Source organism: Arthrobacter sp. TJ-240, from assembly GCF_058269195.1.
In genome coordinates, this window is the sequence record NZ_JBZCNG010000004.1 from 56,803 (window position 1) to 76,581 (window position 19,779).

Annotated in this window: 15 protein-coding genes and 1 tRNA gene; 9 read left to right on the forward strand and 7 right to left on the reverse strand. The window is 69.9% G+C overall.

Translation table 11 applies throughout. The features are described from left to right. Positions 1–36: 36 nt before the first annotated feature. Positions 37–852, reverse strand: a complete 816-nt coding sequence (locus tag AC4D2C_RS11255) for an amino acid ABC transporter substrate-binding protein (protein WP_490914912.1) — start codon at positions 850–852, stop codon at positions 37–39. 220 nt (positions 853–1,072) lie between these two features. On the opposite strand from AC4D2C_RS11255, the gene AC4D2C_RS11260 reads away from it, so the two are divergent. Next, positions 1,073–2,980 carry an ABC transporter ATP-binding protein gene (locus AC4D2C_RS11260; RefSeq protein ID WP_490914913.1) on the forward strand — a complete coding sequence of 636 codons (1,908 nt, stop codon included), beginning with the start codon at positions 1,073–1,075 and terminating at the stop codon, positions 2,978–2,980. Positions 2,981–2,983: 3 nt separating this feature from the next. Here the strand turns inward: AC4D2C_RS11260 and AC4D2C_RS11265 are convergent, their stop codons facing one another. From AC4D2C_RS11265 to AC4D2C_RS11275, 3 genes are all read right to left on the reverse strand, one after another. Further along, positions 2,984–3,397 carry an NUDIX hydrolase gene (locus AC4D2C_RS11265; protein WP_490914915.1) on the reverse strand — a complete coding sequence of 138 codons (414 nt, stop codon included), beginning with the start codon at positions 3,395–3,397 and terminating at the stop codon, positions 2,984–2,986. Positions 3,398–3,506: 109 nt separating this feature from the next. Further along, positions 3,507–3,580: transfer RNA gene (locus tag AC4D2C_RS11270), tRNA-Arg, on the reverse strand. A 31-nt stretch (positions 3,581–3,611) separates the two neighbouring features. Beyond that, positions 3,612–4,250, reverse strand: coding sequence for a hypothetical protein (locus AC4D2C_RS11275; protein ID WP_490914917.1), 639 nt, complete (start codon positions 4,248–4,250; stop codon positions 3,612–3,614). An 84-nt stretch (positions 4,251–4,334) separates the two neighbouring features. On the opposite strand from AC4D2C_RS11275, the gene pcrA reads away from it, so the two are divergent. The 6 genes from pcrA (at position 4,335) to AC4D2C_RS11305 (ending at position 12,475) form a co-directional block, all read left to right on the forward strand. Beyond that, complete coding sequence (gene pcrA / locus AC4D2C_RS11280) at positions 4,335–6,794, forward strand: DNA helicase PcrA (RefSeq protein ID WP_490915268.1); 2,460 nt, start codon at positions 4,335–4,337, stop codon at positions 6,792–6,794. Positions 6,795–7,027: 233 nt separating this feature from the next. Continuing rightward, positions 7,028–8,194 (forward strand): ADP-forming succinate--CoA ligase subunit beta, encoded by a 1,167-nt coding sequence (sucC, locus tag AC4D2C_RS11285; protein WP_490914918.1) that lies wholly within the window; start codon positions 7,028–7,030, stop codon positions 8,192–8,194. A 10-nt stretch (positions 8,195–8,204) separates the two neighbouring features. After that, positions 8,205–9,107: a succinate--CoA ligase subunit alpha gene (gene sucD / locus AC4D2C_RS11290; RefSeq protein ID WP_490914919.1), complete on the forward strand. Its 903-nt coding sequence runs from the start codon at positions 8,205–8,207 to the stop codon at positions 9,105–9,107. A 272-nt stretch (positions 9,108–9,379) separates the two neighbouring features. Further along, positions 9,380–10,801, forward strand: coding sequence for a sugar porter family MFS transporter (locus AC4D2C_RS11295; RefSeq protein WP_490914920.1), 1,422 nt, complete (start codon positions 9,380–9,382; stop codon positions 10,799–10,801). A gap of 74 nt (positions 10,802–10,875) precedes the next feature. Next, on the forward strand, positions 10,876–11,931 hold the full coding sequence (locus AC4D2C_RS11300) for a zinc-dependent alcohol dehydrogenase family protein (RefSeq protein WP_490905251.1): 1,056 nt from the start codon (positions 10,876–10,878) through the stop codon (positions 11,929–11,931). A 76-nt stretch (positions 11,932–12,007) separates the two neighbouring features. Then, on the forward strand, positions 12,008–12,475 hold the full coding sequence (locus AC4D2C_RS11305; RefSeq protein ID WP_490905252.1) for an SRPBCC family protein: 468 nt from the start codon (positions 12,008–12,010) through the stop codon (positions 12,473–12,475). A gap of 30 nt (positions 12,476–12,505) precedes the next feature. On the opposite strand, the gene AC4D2C_RS11310 is transcribed toward AC4D2C_RS11305, so the two are convergent. Then, entirely contained in the window at positions 12,506–13,429 is a 924-nt protein-coding gene (locus AC4D2C_RS11310; RefSeq protein ID WP_490914921.1) for a S1C family serine protease, read from the reverse strand. Positions 13,430–13,503: 74 nt separating this feature from the next. Beyond that, positions 13,504–14,634: a VIT1/CCC1 transporter family protein gene (locus AC4D2C_RS11315; RefSeq protein ID WP_490914923.1), complete on the reverse strand. Its 1,131-nt coding sequence runs from the start codon at positions 14,632–14,634 to the stop codon at positions 13,504–13,506. A 272-nt stretch (positions 14,635–14,906) separates the two neighbouring features. Between AC4D2C_RS11315 and AC4D2C_RS11320 the strand changes: the two genes are divergently transcribed. Together AC4D2C_RS11320 and AC4D2C_RS11325 are read left to right on the forward strand one after the other, a co-directional pair. Continuing rightward, entirely contained in the window at positions 14,907–16,637 is a 1,731-nt protein-coding gene (locus AC4D2C_RS11320; RefSeq protein ID WP_490914925.1) for a long-chain-fatty-acid--CoA ligase, read from the forward strand. Continuing rightward, entirely contained in the window at positions 16,634–18,115 is a 1,482-nt protein-coding gene (locus AC4D2C_RS11325) for an AI-2E family transporter (protein ID WP_490914926.1), read from the forward strand. Before AC4D2C_RS11320 ends, AC4D2C_RS11325 begins: the two co-directional genes overlap by 4 nt. Before the next feature lie 113 nt (positions 18,116–18,228). Here the strand turns inward: AC4D2C_RS11325 and AC4D2C_RS11330 are convergent, their stop codons facing one another. Continuing rightward, positions 18,229–19,728, reverse strand: coding sequence for a sodium:solute symporter family protein (locus tag AC4D2C_RS11330; RefSeq protein WP_490914928.1), 1,500 nt, complete (start codon positions 19,726–19,728; stop codon positions 18,229–18,231). Positions 19,729–19,779 lie beyond the last annotated feature (51 nt).

The window sequence follows — 19,779 nt, forward strand, 5'->3', positions numbered from 1 at the left end:
ACCCTCCGCGGCCCGTCGGGTACCTCCACGCCGGCATCACTCGCTGACGTCGGTACCGAAGTACTTCTCGGAGATCTCCGCGAGCGTGCCGTCGGCGCGCAGCTCGGCGAGGGCCGTGTTGATGGCGTCCACGAGCTCGGTGCTGCCCTTGCGGACCGCGACGGCGCTCTGGGACGACTCCTCCGTGGTGGCCGCGATCTTGATGCCCTCGTTGTTGTTGGACTTCTGGTAGTCGAGGTAGGTGAGCTCGTCGTTGATGGTGGCGTCCACGCGGCCCTGCTCGAGGAGCGTGACGGACTGCGCCCAGCCCTCGACGGGCTCCACGTTCGCGCCGCTCTCCGTGGCGAGCTCGTACCAGTTGCTGGTCAGGGACTGCGCGGTCGTCTTGCCGGAGAGGTCCTCGAACGAGGTGATCTCGGTGTTGTCGGCCGTCGTGACGATCACGCCCGAGCTGACGGTGTACGGCTCGGAGAAGTCGTAGGTCTCCTTGCGCTGGTCCGTGATCGAGACCTGGTTGGCGATCACGTCGAAGCGGCCGGCCTCGAGGCCCGCGAAGATCGCGTCCCACTGCGTCTCCTGGAACTCGGCCTCGACGCCCATCTTCTCCGCGACGGCGGTGATGACCTCGACGTCGTACCCGGTGAGCTCCCCGCTGCCGCCCTCGTGGAAGCTGAAGGGCTGGTAGGTGCCCTCGGTGCCGACGGTCAGGACGCCGGAATCCTGGATCTCCTGCAGCGACGACGACGCCGCCGACTCCGACGATCCGCCGTCACCCGCCGGGGACGACGAGCAGCCGGCGAGCGCGAGGGTGAGGGCTGCGGCGGTTCCGAGGACGGACAGGCGATACTTCATGGGGGGCTTCCTTCGGTTGCATGGGGCGGACACGGCTGGCGGGGAAATAGAAGACGCGGGGAACGGCTTGAACCCTACGTACCTCCGCCCCGGCCGGGACCGGAGTCGAACACTACTGACGTGAACACCGGAGCATCCACTTATTGTTCCGAAGTGTTGCGTCACGGGTCCAGACACCGGCAACCCCACGGTGGGACTGGCATCCCTGGAAGGAATCGCAATGAGCATGGAAGGCGCGGCCTGGAGCTCGCTGTACAGGATCTCGACCGCGAAGGACACGAAGCACGGGTTCTCCCGGGAGTCGGTCCGCCGGATCCTCACGTTCGCCGTGCCCTACCGGTCCAAGCTCGTGCTGTTCATCCTGCTGTCCGTGGTCGGCGCGTTCCTCGCGGTCGCGACGCCGGTGCTCGCCGGCCAGGTGGTCGACGTCATCGTCGCGGACGGCGAGACGGGCACGGTCATCCGGCTCGCCGTCGTCATCGCGCTCGTGGCGGTCGCGGACGCCGCGGTGTCCCTCGTGACGCGCTGGTACTCGGCGCGCATCGGCGAGGGCGTGATCCTGGATCTCCGCACCGCCGTGTTCAACCACGTGCAGAAGATGCCCATCGCCTTCTTCACCCGCACCCGGACGGGCGCCCTGGTGAGCCGCCTCAACAACGACGTCATCGGCGCGCAGCAGGCCTTCAGCGGCACGCTCTCCGGCGTGGTCACCAACCTCGTGGCCCTGATCCTCACGCTCGCGGTGATGCTGAGCACGTCCTGGCTGGTCACGGTGCTCGCCGTCGTCATGCTGCCCGTCTTCCTCGTGCCCGCCCGCCGCATGGGCAGCCGCCTGGCCGCCCTGCGCCGCGAGGCGGCGGACCACAACTCGGCCATGAGCACGCAGATGACCGAGCGCTTCTCCGCCCCCGGAGCCACCCTGGTGAAGCTCTTCGGCCGGCCGGACGAGGAGTCCGAGGAGTTCCGCGTCCGCGCCGCGCGCGTCCGGGACATCGGTGTGCGGACCGCGATGCTGCAGTTCGTGTTCTTCACGGCCCTCATGCTCGTCTCCGCGCTGGCCCTGGCCCTGGTCTACGGGCTGGGCGGCTTCCTCGCCCTCCAGGGACAGCTCGACACGGGTGAGGTGGTCACCCTCGCCCTCCTGCTGACGCGGCTCTACGCGCCCCTGACGAGCCTCGCGAATGCGCGCGTGGAGATCATGAGCGCCATCGTCAGCTTCGAGCGCGTCTTCGAGGTGCTCGACCTGCAGCCCCTCATCCAGGAGAAGCCCGACGCCGCCACCGTCCCCGCGGGCCCGGTCGCGGTGGAGTTCGACGACGTCCGCTTCGCCTACCCGTCCGCGGACAAGGTCTCGCTCGCGTCCCTCGAGGAGGTCTCCACGCTCGACACGCGCGGCGGCGAGGAGGTACTGCACGGGGTGTCCTTCCGGATCGAGGCCGGGCAGACGGTCGCCCTCGTGGGCACCTCGGGTGCCGGGAAGTCGACCATCGCGCAGCTCCTGGCGCGCCTGTACGACGTCGACAGCGGTGCGGTGCGGCTGTCGGGGACCGACGTGCGGGACGTGACCTTCGCCTCGATGCGGGAGACGCTCGGCATGGTGACGCAGGACGGCCACCTGTTCCACGAGACGATCCTCGCCAACCTCCGGCTCGCGCGTCCGGAGGCCACCGAGGACGAGGTGTGGGACGCCGTCCGGCGGGCGCGGCTGGAACCGCTCGTCCGGTCGCTGCCCGACCAGCTGGACACGATGGTCGGCGAGCGCGGCTACCGGCTCTCCGGCGGTGAGCGCCAGCGCATGACCATCGCGCGGCTGCTGCTCGCCCACCCGCGCGTGGTCATCCTCGACGAGGCGACGGCGGCGCTCGACTCGACGTCGGAGGCGGCCGTGCAGGCCGCACTCAGTGAGGCGCTCGCGGGACGCACCGCCATGGTGATCGCCCACCGCCTGTCCACCATCCGCAGCGCCGACATGATCCTCGTGGTCGAGGACGGCCAGATCGTGGAACGCGGCTCGCACGACGAGCTGCTGGCGTTCGGCGGCCGCTACGAGGAACTGCACCGCACCCAGTTCGCCATGCAGAAGAACGTGGCGGTTGACGAGGAGCCCGAGGCGCTCAGCGGCGTCTAGGGCTCAGCCGCGCAGCGACAGCAGTGCGGGGATCACGAAGTCGGTCAGCAGCGGGGCGAGGTCCCGGCGCCCCGTCGCGTGCCCGAGGTCGAGCCAGTCGATCTCCTCGATCTCCGCAGCGGGGAGCGGCTCGGCCGTCAGGGGGCACAGGAAGACGGTGGCGACGAGGAGCGTGTCCGCCTCGTTGGCCGCCGGTCCCCGCCAGGTGTCCAGGAGCGTGAGGTCGCCGGGCCGGACAGCCAGGCCCAGTTCCTCGGCCAGCTCCCGTACACCGGTCTCTGCCGGCGTCTCGCCCTCCTCCGGTTTGCCGCCGGGCTGCATGAAGAGCGTCGTCCCGCGTTTGCGGACCAGGAGCAGGCGGCCGCGGTCGTCCAGCAGGCACAGGGCGGTGACCGTGATGACCGGAGCGTCAGCCATCGGCCTCGGCGACGTCCCTCCGTCATTCCCCATGACGTCCAACCTACCGCGCACGCGACGAGGGGGAGGATGGGCGGTTCCGCCCGTCCTCCCCCTCGTCGGCTGCCTGTGCCCCTGGCCGGAATCGAACCGACGACCTTCCCTTTAGGAGAGGGACGCTCTATCCTACTGAGCTACAGAGGCCGGGATGGTGCAGTGCACCGATCCGGCGGTCCTAGCTTACCCGCTCGCCGCGCGGTTTCCCTGCCCCGTCCGTACCCCGCAGACGTGAGGGCAGGAAGACGGCCGTCGCGCCCGCCACCAGGCTCAGGGCGAGCAGCACCCATCGCAGCACCGTCAGGGTCGATGCGAGCATCACGGCGCCCGGATCGGCGGTCGCCTGCGCCAGCGCGGTGTCGATCGCGATGTTCTCCCACAGATCGACGACGACGAACAGGATCACCGGGCACCACAGGAGCCAGCGCAACCAGCGGCGGCCTGCGTTGAGCTGGATCAGCAGGAGCCAGGCGAACGCGAAGATCAGGGGGAAGAGCGTACCCGCCGTGCGGTGGAGGTAGCTCAGCTGGCCGCGGGCGTCGTCGTCCATCTCCCCGTGCAGGCGCTGCACGTACGCGGTGTCGTACCCGCCGATCATCATGTCCGGCATGGTGAGGCCGCCCGACAGCTGCGTCATCTGGCCGAGGGTGAGCAGGTGGAAGTACCAGAAGAGGAGCAGGGACGCGATGGCGGCGGGGACGATCACGAGCGTCCCGTTGCCCTGCCTGTTCCGCGCGGGCGCGGCAGTCAGGGGGGATGGAGCGGGTGTCGCGCCCGTCGCGTGCTTGCGTGCTATCTGAGCCCTTGTCTTTCCCACTCCTCCAGTATGGGTGAGAGTGCCCCACCCATCCCCGGAAGGGCGAGTGTCGGGGGCACGGCCTAGACTTGATGCACCATGGACATGCTCTTCGATCCCTACGTCTCCCCGCCCACGCCCGCCGAGAAGAAGCGAGCACGCGAGGCGGCGATGGCGGGGACGGCGGAGCCTGCGGACCCCGCCACCGAGCACGTGCCGTCGCGTGTCGGCGTCGACGAGCACCGCGCGCAGGAACTCCTGGTGGGGCTGAACCCCCAGCAGGAGGAGGCCGTGAAGCACGGCGGGTCGCCGCTGCTGATCGTCGCGGGAGCCGGCTCCGGCAAGACCCGCGTGCTGAGCCATCGCATCGCGTACCTGCTCGCCACCGGCCGCTCCCACCCGGGGCAGATCCTCGCCATCACGTTCACCAACAAGGCAGCCGCCGAGATGCGCGAGCGCATCGAAGGGCTGATCGGCGACGTCGCCAAGCGCATGTGGATCTCGACGTTCCACTCCTCCTGCGTGCGGATCCTGCGCCGGGAGGCAGCCTCCGTGGGCCTCAACTCCAACTTCTCCATCTACGACTCCGCCGACACGCTGCGCCTGATCACGCTCGTCGCCAAGGGACTGGACCTCGACCCCAAGAAGTTCGCCCCGAAGGCCATGCAGCACAAGATCTCCGCGCTCAAGAACGAGCTGATCGACGAGGAGGCCTTCGCCTCCGACGTGGACCCCTCCGATCCCTTCGAGCAGGCCGTCGCCGAGGTCTACTCGGGCTATGCGCAGCGCATGCGCCAGGCCAATGCGATGGACTTCGACGACCTGATCGCGCAGACGGTGTTCATGTTCCGTGCCTTCCCCGGCGTGGCCGACTACTACCGGCGCCGCTTCCGGCACGTCCTCGTCGACGAGTACCAGGACACCAACCACGCCCAGTACGCCCTGGTCCGGGAGATCGTCGGCGTCCCGGGCGAATCCTCGGACGACCCGGCCGAGCTCACGGTCGTCGGCGATTCGGACCAGTCCATCTATGCCTTCCGCGGCGCCGACGTCCGGAACATCGTCGAGTTCGAGAACGACTACCCGAGCGCCCGCACCATCCTGCTCGAGCAGAACTACCGCTCGACCCAGAACATCCTCAGCGCCGCCAACGCCGTGATCTCCCGCAACCCGAACCGGCCTGAGAAGCGGCTGTGGACCGCAGAGGGCAGCGGCGAGAAGATCATCGGGTACGTCGGCGAGAACGAGCACGAGGAGGCCCGCTTCATCGCGGAGGAGATCGACCGGCTGCAGGACGAGGACGGCATCCGTCCCGGCGACGTCGCCATCTTCTACCGCACCAACGCACAGTCACGGTCCATCGAGGAGATCCTGCTGCGCGTCGGCCTGCCCTACAAGGTGGTCGGCGGCACGCGGTTCTACGAGCGCAAGGAGATCAAGGACACCCTGGCGTACCTGCGGGTCCTCGTGAACCAGGACGACGTCGTCAATCTCCGCCGCATCCTCAACGAGCCCAAGCGCGGCATCGGCGACCGCGCCGAATACGCCATCGCGGCCCTGAGCGAGCGCGAGCGGGTCAGCTTCATGGAGGCCCTGCGCCGGGCGGACCAGGCACCGGGCATGGCCACGCGCTCGGTCAACTCCGTGGCGGGGTTCGTCAAGCTGATCGACGACCTCGCGGAGGTGGCCGGCGGCTCCGGCGCGTCCGCCGCCGTCGAGGCGGTGCTGGAGCAGACCGGGTACCTCGAGCAGCTGCGGACCAGCAACGACCCGCAGGACGAGTCCCGCGTGGAGAACCTCGCGGAGCTCGTCGCCGTCGTCCGTGAGTTCGAGCGTGACAACCCCGAGGGCACGCTGGGGGACTTCCTGGAGCAGGTGTCCCTCGTGGCCGACGCCGACCAGATCCCCGACGCCCTCGAGGGTTCCGCCGCCGATGTGCAGCGCGCGGTGGAGGAGGCGCGGCGCCAGGGCGTCGTCACTCTCATGACCCTCCATACCGCCAAGGGCCTCGAGTTCCCCGTGGTGTTCCTGACGGGCATGGAGCAGGGCATCTTCCCGCACCAGCGCTCCGCCACCGACCCCAAGGAGCTCGCCGAGGAACGGCGGCTGGCCTACGTGGGGCTCACGCGCGCGCGGCAGCGCCTCTACGTCACCCGTTCCGAGGTGCGCAGCATGTGGGGGCAGAGCCAGTACAACCCCGAGAGCCAGTTCGTCAGCGAGATCCCGGAGGAGCTCATCCAGTGGAAGCGCGAGGGCGCCGCGAAGCCCGCGTGGGCCACGGGCGGCAGTATCGGTGGTCCGCGGTTCAGCGGCTCCTACTGGGGTGCGAGCGGTGGCGGCTTCGACGGCGGTACCACCTCGCCGTCGAAGGCGGTGGGGCGTGTGCAGCCCCAGAAGGAGGTCGTCTCTGTCACGGCCGGGGACAAGGTCAATCACGCGAGTTTCGGTAACGGCACGGTGCTGTCCGTCGAGGGCGCCGGCGACAAGACGGTCGCCAAGGTCCGGTTCGACGTCGGGGAGAAGCGGCTGCTGCTGCGCTACGCGCCGCTCACCAAGGTGGCCTGAGCCCCGGGGACGGCATGATCCGCGGGAACCTCGCGACCGGCAGTGGCTCCGTCGCCGGCCGCGGGACGGTGACGGGATCCGGGTGAAAAACCCCAACGAACGGCAGACCGTTTTCTACAAAGGATAGAACTGTGGCCTTACTCACTAAACCGGTACTCTGGGGAGGGCCTCGGGCCCGAGAGGCTACAGTTCCCTCTTGTACACCTGCTTCGACGTAGAAGGACTTCAACTCAGTGGACCTGTTCGAATACCAGGCGCGCGATCTTTTCGAGGCACACGGAGTTCCCGTGCTCGCCGGTATCGTGGCGCACACCCCGGAAGAAGCTAAAGCAGCGGCCGAGAAGATCGGCGGCGTCGTCGTCGTCAAGGCTCAGGTCAAGGTCGGCGGCCGCGGCAAGGCCGGCGGCGTCAAGGTGGCCAAGAACCCCGACGAGGCCTTCGCCTACGCCTCGGACATCCTCGGGATGGACATCAAGGGACACACCGTCCACACGGTCATGATCGCGCAGGGCGCGGACATCGCCGAGGAGTACTACTTCTCCGTCCTGCTCGACCGCTCCAACCGCAACTACCTGGCCATGTGCTCGGTGGAGGGCGGCGTGGAGATCGAACAGCTCGCCGTCGAACGCCCCGAAGCGCTCGCGCGCATCGCCGTCGACCCCGGCACCGGGATCGACCAGGCGAAGGCCGAGGAGATCGTCGACACCGCAGGCTTCGCCCCCGAACTCCGGAGCGGCGTCATCAACACCATCCTCAAGCTCTGGGACGTCTTCGTGAAGGAGGACGCCACGCTCGTGGAGGTCAACCCGCTCGTGAAGACCGGCAGCGGCGACATCCTCGCCCTCGACGGCAAGGTCACCATCGACGAGAACGCCGGGTTCCGCCACGCCGGCCACGCCGCGCTCGAGGACAAGGACGCCGCCGATCCGCTCGAGGCCAAGGCCAAGGAGCACGACCTCAACTACGTCAAGCTCGACGGCCAGGTAGGCATCATCGGCAACGGCGCCGGTCTGGTCATGTCCACCCTCGACGTCGTCGCCTACGCCGGCGAGGCCCACGGCGGCGTGCTGCCCGCCAACTTCCTCGACATCGGCGGCGGAGCGTCCGCCGAGGTCATGGCCGCCGGCCTCGACGTCATCCTCGGCGACAGCCAGGTCAAGAGCGTCTTCGTGAACGTCTTCGGCGGCATCACCGCCTGCGACGCCGTCGCCAACGGGATCGTCAAGGCACTCGAGATCCTCGGTGACGAGGCCAACAAGCCCCTCGTGGTGCGCCTCGACGGCAACAACGTCGAAGAGGGCCGCCGCATCCTCGCCGAGGCGAACCACCCGCTGGTCACCCTCGCCGACACCATGGACGAAGGCGCCGACAAGGCCGCCGCTCTGGCCTACGGAAAGTAAGAGAACCCCTATGTCTATCTACCTCACCAAGGACTCCAAGGTCATCGTCCAGGGCATCACGGGCGGTGAGGGCACCAAGCACACAGCCCTCATGCTGAAGGCCGGCACCCAGGTGGTCGGCGGCGTCAACGCCCGCAAGGCCGGCACCACCGTCACCCACGGCGACGTCACGCTGCCCGTGTACGGCACCGTCGAGGAAGCCGTCAAGGAGACCGGCGCCGACGTGTCGATCGTCTTCGTCCCGCCGGCCTTCACCAAGGACGCCGTCGTGGAGGCCATCGAGGCCGGCATCGGCCTCGTCGTCGTCATCACCGAAGGCGTGCCCGTACAGGACTCGGCCGCCTTCTGGGCCCTCGCCCAGTCGAAGATCGACGCCGACGGGAAGCAGATCACGCGCATCATCGGCCCGAACTGCCCCGGCATCATCACGCCCGGTGAGGCGCTCGTCGGCATCACGCCGGCGAACATCACCGGCAAGGGCGGCGTGGGCCTCGTGTCCAAGTCCGGCACCCTGACCTACCAGATGATGTACGAACTCCGCGACCTCGGTTTCTCCACCGCGATCGGCATCGGCGGTGACCCGGTCATCGGCACCACGCACATCGACGCCCTCGCGGCATTCGAAGCCGACCCCGAGACCAAGGCCATCGTGATGATCGGCGAGATCGGCGGAGACGCCGAAGAGCGTGCCGCCGAGTTCATCAAGGCGAACGTCACCAAGCCGGTCGTCGGCTACGTGGCAGGCTTCACGGCCCCCGAAGGGAAGACCATGGGCCACGCCGGCGCCATCGTCTCCGGGTCCGCGGGGACCGCGCAGGCCAAGAAGGAAGCCCTCGAGGCCGCGGGCGTCAAGGTCGGCAAGACGCCGTCCGAGACCGCGACGCTGCTCCGCGAGGTCTACGCCACGCTCTGATCCTGGTTCCTCGGCAACAGCCTCCTCCGCTCGCGCGGGGGAGGCTGTTCCGTTTCCCGGGACCCTGCAGGCGCGGGCGGTCCGGCCGTGTCAACCCGCGTCGACCCATCGGCACCCCGCGAGAGTCCTCGCGGGGCGACGTAGCGTGAGGAGTGCGCCGCCTGAAGCGGAACGGTGCCGCGGACCGGTGGCGCGGAACGGCGGAGTCGGCGGAACGGCGGAGTCGGCGGAACGGCGGAGTCGGAGGAGCAGCAGCGGAAGATGAGCGGACCATGAGCAGTACGACCAGGCACGGCACGGCGGCAGCCGCCGACGGCGCGACGCAGAGCAGGTACCTGCGGCGCGTCACCTGGGTGGCAACCCTGGGCGGCCTGCTCTTCGGCTTCGACACCGGGGTGATCAACGGGGCCCTGCCGTTCATGGTGGACGACCTCCGGCTCACGGCCTTCACGGAAGGACTCGTGGCGAGCTCGCTGGTGTTCGGTGCGGCGTTCGGGGCCCTCGCCGGTGGGCGGCTCACCGACGCCTACGGGCGGAAGAAGATGATCATCGTGCTCGCGATCGTCTTCCTGATCGGGACCCTCGGCACGGCCCTCGCCCCGGATGTCACCGTCATGGTGGTGTCGCGGCTCGTCCTCGGACTCGCCGTGGGCGGCGCGTCCGTGATGGTGCCGATCTTCCTCGCGGAGCTGTCGCCCGCCGGACGGCGCGGACAGGTGGTGACGCGCAACGAACTGATGATCGTGACCGGACAGCTGCTCGCCTTCAGTACCAGCGCCTTCCTCGGGAACGTGTTCGGTGACAGCCACGGCATCTGGCGCTGGATGCTCGTCCTGGCGACCCTCCCGGCAATCGGCCTGTGGATCGGGATGCACTTCGTGCCGGAGAGTCCCCGCTGGCTGGCCGGCCAGGGAGCCTTCGGCTCCGCCCTCCGCGTGCTGCAGCGGCTCCGTCCGCCGGCCGTGGCACGGCAGGAGTACGAAGAAGTCAGGTCGACGGCCATCGAGGACCGCGAACGCGAGGACGTGGGCTTCCGCGACCTGCGCGTGCCGTGGCTCCGCCGGATCGTCGTGGTGGGCCTCGGCCTCGCGGTCATCCAGCAGATCACCGGCGTGAACTCGATCATGTACTACGGCACGCAGATCCTCGTCGTCGCGGGCTTCGGGACGCAGGCCGCGCTGACGGCGAACATCGCGAACGGGGTCATCTCCGTGGGTGCCACCTTCGTCGGGATCTGGCTGCTGGGCAAGGTGGGGCGCCGTCCCATGCTGCTGGTGGGCCAGATGGGGACGACGTCCGCGCTGCTCACCATCGGGGTCGTCTCGCTGCTGGTCCCCGAAGGCACGGTCCGGGGCTTCCTCGTCCTGTCACTGACGGTGACGTTCCTCGCCTTCCAGCAGGGCGCCATCTCGCCCGTGACCTGGCTGATGCTGTCGGAGATCTTCCCCATGCGCCTGCGCGGCCTCGGCATGGGCGCCGCCGTGTTCGTCCTGTGGATGGTCAACTTCGCCGTGAGCCTCAGCTTCCCGATCCTCATGGACGTGATCGGCATCTCGAGCACGTTCTTCGTGTTCGTGGTCCTCGGGGTCGCGGCGATCGTCTTCGCCCGTCGCTACATCCCCGAGACCCGGGGGAGGAGTCTCGAGGAACTGGAGCACGAGTTCAAGTCCGCCACGGGGACACCCCGACGGTAGGGCCGCCTTCGCGCTGCTTGTACAGTGGCGGCAGGGGAACCATTACTTGCGTCAGGCAACTTCCAGGAGATCACATGCGCGCCACCATCATCCACGGACCGGGCGATATCCGCGTCGAGGACCGTGACTACCCGACCATCATCCGTCCCACCGACGCCGTCGTCCGGGTCACCGCCACGTGTGTCTGCGGCTCGGACCTCTGGCCCTACCGGGGGGTCCGGCCCACCAAGGAACCCAAGGCGATCGGGCACGAGTTCGTCGGCGTGGTGGAGTCCGTCGGCGACGACGTGGCGGACCTCGCGGTCGGCGACTTCGTGATCGCGCCGTTCGTGGACAGCTGCGGGAAGTGCCCGCAGTGCCTCAACGGCGTGACGGTCGCGTGCGACCATCTCGCCGGCTGGGGCAGCACCGACGAGCACGGCGACTTCCTGCAGGGCGGCCAGGGCGAAGCCGTGCGCGTCCCGCAGGCCGACGGCACACTGCGCAAGGTCGAGGGTGTCTCCGAGCCCGACGCCGCCCTGACGGCCAGCCTCCTGACCCTCTCCGACGTCATGTCCACCGGACACCACGCCGCCGTGTCCGCGAACGTGGGCCCGGGCAGCACCGTCGTCGTGGTCGGTGACGGGGCCGTGGGTCTCTGTGGCGTCCTCGCGGCCAAGCGTCTCGGTGCTGCGCGCATCATCGCGATGTCCCGCCACGAGGACCGCCAGGCCCTCGCCCGCGAGTTCGGGGCGACCGACATCGTGGCCGAGCGCGGCGACGAGGGCGTGGCGAAGGTGCGCGAGCTGCTCGGTGGAGTGCTCGCCGACTCGGTGCTCGAGTGCGTGGGCACCAAGGAGTCCATGGACCAGGCGCTGCGCAGCACGCGACCCGGCGGCCACCTCGGCTTCGTGGGTGTGCCGGCAGGCGGACCGGAACTGCCCATCGGCGTCCTGTTCGCGAAGAACATCACGGTGGGCGGCGGCATGGCCCCCGCCCACACCTACATCCCCGAACTGCTGAAGGACGTCCTCGACGGGACGATCAACCCCGGACGCGTGTTCGACGTCGAGATGCCCCTCGAGGACGCCGCCGAGGCGTACCGGGCCATGGACGAGCGCCGCGCCATCAAGGTGCTGCTCAAGCCCTGACCGGCGGAGCCGGGCCCTTCCGCACGGAGGGGTCCGGCCCTCGGACCCGGGTCCGACGACCGGGCAGAATGGGGACATGACGACGACGCCCGGCACGGACCCCTATCTCATCGCGCGCGAACGGATCATCCATGCGCCCGCCGGACGGATCTTCGAGGTCCTCGCGACCCCGGCCCTCCACAGCGTGATCGACGGGTCCGGGACCGTGCGCGGCGAGCAGCCCGACGGCCCGGCGCGCCTGTCCCTGGGAGCGAGGTTCGGTATGGACATGAAGATGGGCGCGCCCTACAGGATCCTGAACCGGGTGGTCGAGTTCGAGGAGGGCCGCCGCATCGCCTGGCGGCACTTCTCGGCCCACGTCTGGCGCTACACGCTCGAACCCCGCGGTGACGCGACCCTGGTGCGGGAGGAATGGGACGGCCGTGCCGTGCCGTGGAGGTTCGTCTTCCGACTGACCGGGTTCACCCGCAGGCACCCCGCGAGCATCGAGGCGACGCTCGGCAAGCTCGAGGACCACGTCCTGCAGCAGCGCGACGCAGCCTAGGCGGCGCGGCGGAGGGCCGGCCTCCACACCTCAGGGCACGCGCAGTTCCTCGGGCTGGACGACGATGTCCACCAGGGCTCCATTGCGCCAGACCGTCATCTCCATGCGCCGTCCGATCGCCGTCTCGACCATCAGCCGCTGGATCCCTGTCGCGCTGCGGACGGGGAGATGGTCCAGGGAGATGACGATGTCGCCGGCGCGGGCCCCGGCGCCTGCGGCAGGACTGCCCGCGACGACGGAGGCCACCTGCATGCCGGTGCGCGATCCTACGCGGGCCGCGAGTTCGGGGCCGAGGGTGAGCTGGGCTCCCACCACTCCCAGCCACGCGCGCCGGACGCGGCCACGGGTGATGAGCGCGTCGATGATCTCCCGGGTGGTCGCATTGATCGGCACGGCGAGACCGAGTCCGATCCCGGCGACGGCGGTGTTCACGCCGACCATGCGTCCCGCACTGTCGACGAGCACTCCTCCGCTGCTGCCCGGGTTCAGGCTCGCGTCGGTCTGGATGACCTCGTCCACCACGCGCCCGGAGAGCGTGGGCAGCGACCGGCCGAGCGCGGACACGATCCCGGCGGTGACGCTGCCTGCCATGCCCAGCGGGTTGCCGAGCGCGACCACGAGCTGCCCGACGCGGAGCTTCGCGGCATCCCCCCACGGCACCGGCGGCGGCGTGCTGCCGTCGGCCTCGAGGACGGCGAGGTCCGACAGCGGGTCCCTGCCCGCCACGCGCGCCCCGAGGACGGACCCGTCACCGAACGCGACCTCGGTGCGCTGTGCGCCGGCGACCACGTGGGCGCTCGTGAGCAGGTGCCCGCTGGTCGAGATGACCGACGCGCTGCCCGCCCCGGTCCCGCGCGCGGTACGCACCGACACCGCCGCGACCGACGGCAGGGTGGACTCGGCGATCCGTACGACCGCCGCCGAGTACGCGTCGAGAGCCTCCTGCTCGTCCATAGGGACCATTGCAGCACCGCACGGGTGGCCGGGGGGAGGCACGTTCGCGCAGGGCGCACGCGGAGGCCGCCCGGTCAGGCCACCGAGGTGCCGAAGAGCAGGCCGAGCAGGTAGGTGACGCCGGCGGCACCGAGCCCGATGGCGAGCTGCCGCAGCGCCAGGCGCAGCGGCGACGCGCCGGAGAGCAGGGCGACCACCGCGCCGGTGGCCATCAGGGCCAGCCCCACGAGCACGCAGGCCGCAACGACGGCGGTCAGGCCGCCGAGGCCGAGGATGTACGGCAGCACCGGGATGATGGCGCCCGAGGCGAAGAAGCAGAAGCTGGAGGCGGCGGCACCGAGGCCTGTCCCGACCGCCTCGTGCTGGTCGACGTCCTCCTCCTGCTCGGGCTGCAGCGAGAAGCTCGGGTCGCAGTCGCAGCTGTACAGGCCGAGCCGCTCCGCCGCCCGGTGCTCCGCCGCCGCCGGCGTCATGCCGCGCGCCCGGTAGACGAGCACCAGCTCGTTGGAGTCGATGTCCAGTTCCTTGGCCGCGGTGAGGGTGATCTGCGTGGGGCGCGTCGCCGAGAGCAGCTCGCGCTGCGAGCGGACCGAGACGTACTCGCCGGCGCCCATCGACAGGGCGCCCGCAAGCAGCCCGGCCAGGCCACTGAACAGGATGAACGAGGTGGAGACACCCGTGGCACCGATACCCATGACGAGTGCGAGGTTGCTGACGAGGCCGTCGTTCGCTCCGAAGACGGCGGCCCTGAAGTTGCCGGAGAGCCGGTTGCGGCCACGGGTGGCGAGGCCGCGCACCACCTCCTCGTGGATCTGCTCGTCGGCCACCATGGCGCTCGTGGCGGAGGGGTCCGTCCCGTAGGGGGAGCGCCCTTCGGCGCGCTGCGCGAGCGCCAGGATGAAGACGGACCCGAAGCGCCGCGCGAGCAGGCCGAGGAGCCGGTTGCGGAAGGAAGGCCGCTGGGGGCGTCCGACGTGATCGCCGAGAAGGGCGAGCCAGTGCGCCTCGTGGCGGCGCTCGGCTTCGGCGAGGCCGAGGAGGATCTCCCGCTCCTCACCGGTCCGGCGGCGGGCGAGGTCCCGGTAGGTGGCGGCCTCCGCGCGCTCGTCGGCGAGGTACTGGCGCCACCGGCGGATGTCGTCGCGGGAGGGGGACTGTTCGGGGGGTGTCACGGGTGCTCCGATGGGTGTCGTGCGCCTGCGCATCCGGCACCGAAGCGGGAAGCTCCGGCCGGTGGACTCAGGTGCGTCGGTTCGGCCGAAGGTCTCGCTCGCCGGGTTGACCGGTGGATTGCCGGGCACCATCGGTGCCAGTATGTCGACAGGCCGCACGTCCTGACGACGTGGAGCTACTCCCCTTCGACCCACCAGTCTACCCGACCATGTGTCCCGGCCGGGGCGGGCGAGGATGGGCGGCGTGCGGGTACCGTGGCCCGGCCACCCGCGATATCCTCGAACGGATAACAGAAAGCAGGCTTATGGATTTGGCAGCCCGACCGTGGGTCGCAAGCTATGCACCGGACGTGCCGCGTGTGTTCGACGTACCCGACGGCACCCTCCCGGACCTGCTCGACGCATCGGTGCGGGAGTACCGGACGGCACCGGCCCTCGAATTCTTCGGCGCCCCGACCACGTACGGGGATCTGGGGAAGGCCGTCGCCCGGGCCGCCGCGGGCCTGTCCTCCCTCGGGGTGGGCGCCGGTGACCGCGTGGCCCTCGTGCTGCCGAACTGCCCGCAGCACATCGTCGCGTTCTATGCCGTCCTGCGGCTCGGGGCGATCGTCGTCGAGCACAACCCCCTGTACACCGACCGCGAGCTGCGGCACCAGTTCGAGGACCACGGGGCCACGGTGGCGATCGCCTGGGACCGCGTGGTGCCCCGCATCCAGCAGCTGCCCGCCGACATCGCCGTCACCACCGTGGTATCGGTGGACCTCGTCAGCGCGATGCCCGCCTCGCGCCGCCTCGCCCTGGCACTGCCCATGCGCCGGGCCCGTGAGGCCAGGGACGCGCTCACCACGACGGAGAAGCTCACCGGGCCGCGGACGCTCGTGCGGTGGCGGGACCTGCTGCGTCACCGGCCGCTGTCGGCGAAGCACCCGCGCCCGACCGCGGAGGACACCGCGGTGCTCCAGTACACGAGCGGCACCACCGGGGTGCCCAAGGGCGCGATCCTCACGCACCGGAACCTGCTCGCCAACGCGGCGCAGGGCCGGGCCTGGGTGCCCGGCCTCGAGGCCGGGCGGGAGACGGTCTACGCCGTCCTGCCCATGTTCCACGCCTACGGCCTGACGCTCTGCCTGACCTTCGCCATGAGCATCGGCGCGAAGCTCGTGCTGTTCCCCAGGTTCGACGTCGACCTGGTCCTCGATGCCGCGAGGAAGAGCCCACCCACCTTCCTGCCTGCCGTGCCGCCGATCTACGAGCGGCTGGCGGCAGGGGCAGCCGCCCGGGGTGCGGACCTGCGCAGTATCCGCTTCGCCATCTCCGGGGCCATGAACCTGCCGCAATCCACCGTGGAGACGTGGGAAACCGCCACCGACGGCTACCTCATCGAGGGTTACGGCCTCACCGAGACCTCGCCCGTCGCCGCCGGCAACCCCATCGGGCCCACGCGGCGCCCCGGGACCGTCGGCGTGCCCTTCCCCGGGACGGACGTGCGCATCGTCGATCCGGAGGAGCCCGGCACCGACCGCGCTGCCGGGGAGACGGGCGAGCTGCTGATTCGCGGTCCGCAGGTGTTCCAGGGCTACTGGCGCAAACCTGACGAGACCCACGCCGCCCTGCTCGACGGCGGCTGGTTCCGGACGGGAGACATCGTCCGGATGGACGAGGACGGCTTCATCACGATCGTGGACCGCATCAAGGAGCTCATCATCACGGGAGGCTTCAATGTCGCGCCGTCCGAGGTCGAGGACACCCTGCGGGCCCATCCGGATGTCGCCGATGCCGCCGTCGTCGGACTCCCGCGCAGTGGTGGCGGCGAGGACGTCGCCGCCGTCGTGGTCCCGGCGACCGGGGCGGACTTCGACCCGGAGGCCCTCCGCGCCCACTGCCGCGGGGCGCTCGCGGCCTACAAGGTCCCGCGCACCATCTCCCGGGCCGAGGACCTGCCTCGATCCCTGATCGGCAAGGTGCTCCGCCGCGAGGTACGCACCCAACTGCTCGACGATGGCCATCGCGCCGAAGGAGAAAGAGACACTCGATGACACAATCCGCAGAAACACGGGCGGGAATCCCGGGACCGAAGGGGCCCTGGCGGGACAGCCTCGGCAATGCCAGCATCAGGGCTGCGCAGGTCCTGCTGCTCCTGGTCCTCGGCGTGGTGGCCGTGTACGCGTTGATCCAGGTCAGGCTCGTCGTCATCCCGATGCTGCTGGCGCTCATCCTCGCCGCTGCCATCGGGCCGTTCGTCAACTGGCTCCGACGGAAGGGCTGGGGGGCATCGGCGGCGACCGCCGTGTCGTTCCTGCTGCTCCTGGTCCTGTTCGGCGCACTGATCACGGGCATCGTGTTCGCCGTCGTCGGTCAGGCCGACGAGCTGGCCTCGAGCGCCGTGGAGGGCTTCGACAAGCTCTATGCCTTCGTGCAGAACGGACCCATTCCCGTCGACGACGCGCAGATCCAGCAGGCGCGTGACTGGGCCGTCGATTTCGCGACCTCGAGCACCGTGGGAGCGGGAGCCATCTCCGGTCTGAGTGCGGCCGGCAACTTCTTCGCCGGGGCCCTGCTCATGGTGGTGATCCTGTTCTTCTTCCTCAAGGACGGCGAGAAGATCTGGGCCTTCATGCTCCGCGCGTTCAAGGGTCGCCGTCTGGTCAAGGCCCGCCGTGTGGGCTACAGCAGCATGGCCGTGCTCGGCGGGTACGTCCGCGGTACGGCGATCGTCGCGCTCGTCGACTCCGTCTTCATCGGTCTCGCGCTGTTCTTCCTCGGCGTCCCACTCGCCCTGCCGCTGGCAGTGATCGTGTTCGTCGGCGCGTTCATCCCGCTCGTCGGTGCGACCCTCGCGGGCGTCCTCGCGGCGCTGATCGCCCTCGTCGCCAACGGGCCGTTCGTGGCCCTCATGGTCATCGTCGCGGTCATCGTGGTCAACCAGCTGGAGGGCAATTTCCTGCAGCCCGTGGTCATGGGCCGCACGCTGCAGGTGCATGCCCTCGTCATCCTGGTCGCCCTCACGGCCGGCACCATCCTCGCCGGGATCATCGGCGCCATCCTCTCGGTGCCCGTGGCCGCGGTCAGCTGGGCCGCCATCAAGGCCTGGAACAAGGAGAAGGACGGGGAGATCACCGAGGACGAGGTCGCGGAGGCCGAGAAGCTGACGGCCCTCGACGAGACGGGCCACGGTCTCAGCTCCACACCGAAGGAGGAGCACGCCCAGAGGAAGGCGGAGGCGGGGATCGCCGTCCACGAGGCACACGAGAGGCCCGGGACGCAGGAGCGCAGGATCGAAGGGCACGACGACGACGACAACCCCACCGGCCGCATGGCCGGCGATCCGTCCGCGCACGCGGGCTCATCGGGCAGTTCTCCGAGCAGCACCCCGACCGCAGGATCAGCCGACGCCACCGGGACCCCCGACGGCGCAACCGGCGAGGCTGCTGCCGCGGAACCGGTCGAGGGGAGCGGCAAGGGCCTGCGCGGACGCCGCGGGCGCGGGGGAAGCTCGTCCGCCCCGAAGGGCTGACCGGCGGCTTCCCGCGGCGAGCGGGAGCGCGCAGCAGTCTGTGGACGAGGAAGGCCTCCCGGCGATGACCGGGAGGCCTTCCTCGTCCGTTCTCCGGTCCAGACGGAACATGGTCAGCGGACGGCGGGGACGTCCTCGGGCACCTCGCCGGCGACCCGCCGGTCCCAGGCGGCCATGACCTCCGGGTCCGTCGGCCGCGTCAGGACGGACACGACCGTGTACACGAGGAGCGATGCGCCCAGTCCGAAGTAGATCGGCTCGTTGGCATAGATGCCGTCGTACCGGGCCTCGGCGGTGACCTCCAGGTACGTCATGACGCCGAGCGTCACGAGGGTGCCCGCCGCCATCGACGCGCCGGCGCCCACACCGTTGCCGCGACGCCAGACGAGGCCGCCGAGGATCGCGACGAGGAGTCCGCCCACGAGGATGTCGTAGGCGATGGTGAGGGCCGCCACGACGTCCTGCACGATCACGGCGAGGGCGATCGTCACGAGCCCCAGGCCGAGGACCCACCAGCGGCTGGAGGCGACGTCGTGCTCCGACGTCGCACGCTCGGTGCCGCCCGTGCCACCCCTGCCGAACCAGCCGGCCACGAACGGCACGACGTCGGTCCTCGCCACCGTGGCGGCCGCGATCAGCGCACCGGACGCAGTGGACATCATGGCCGCGACGGCCGCGGCGAGGACGAGCCCGCCGATACCGATCGGCAGGACGTTCAGGGCGATGTCCGCATAGACGTCGTCCCTCGACTCGATGTCCGGCAGGATGACGCTGGCGCTCATGCCGATGACGGCACCCGCGACCCCGTAGAGGATGCAGTAGATGCCGGCGGCGGACCCGCCCCAGCGGGCGATCTCCGGGGTCCGGGACGTGAAGACGCGCTGCCAGATGTCCTGGCCGATGAGGAGTCCCAGCGTGTAGACCACGAAGTAGGTGATGATGCTCTGCGCGCCGATGCCGGTGATGCTGAAGAACTCGTCCCCGGCGCGTTCGGCGATGCCGGAGAAGCCGCCCGCCGCAGCGAGGGAGAAGGGCAGCATGAGGGCGAAGACGCCGATGGTCTTGATGACGAACTGGGCCATGTCGGCGAGCGTGATCGACCACATGCCGCCGATGGTCGAGTAGACGAGGACGATCGCGCCGCCGACGGCGATGGAGAGGGCGCGGTCCCAGCCGAAGAGCACCACGAAGATGGTGGCGTAGGCGCCCGTGGATGTGGCGCAGAGCATGAGCGTGTACGCGAGCATCACGATGCCCGACACGCGCGTGGCGCGGTGCCCGTAGCGCAGGGTGAGCATCTGCGAGACGGTGTAGATCTTGAGCCGCTGGATGGTGGGGGCGAACAGGAGGCTGAGCAGCAGCACGCCGGTGCCGATGGCCACCACCAGCCACATGCCGGAGATGCCGTACTGGTACCCGAGGCCCACACCGCCCACCGTGGAGGCCCCGCCGAGGACGACGGCGGCCATGGTGCCCGTGTAGAGCAGCGGGCCGAGACGCCGGCCGGCCACGAGGTAGTCGCTGGCGTTGCGCGTGCGGGACTTGCCCCACCAGCCGAAGCCCAGCATGGCGACGAGATAGGCCACCACGATGGCTATATTGAGTGCTTGCATGGACGAGCCTTCCGGTCGAGATTCCCGCGTCGATGCCCTGTGAGCAACTAA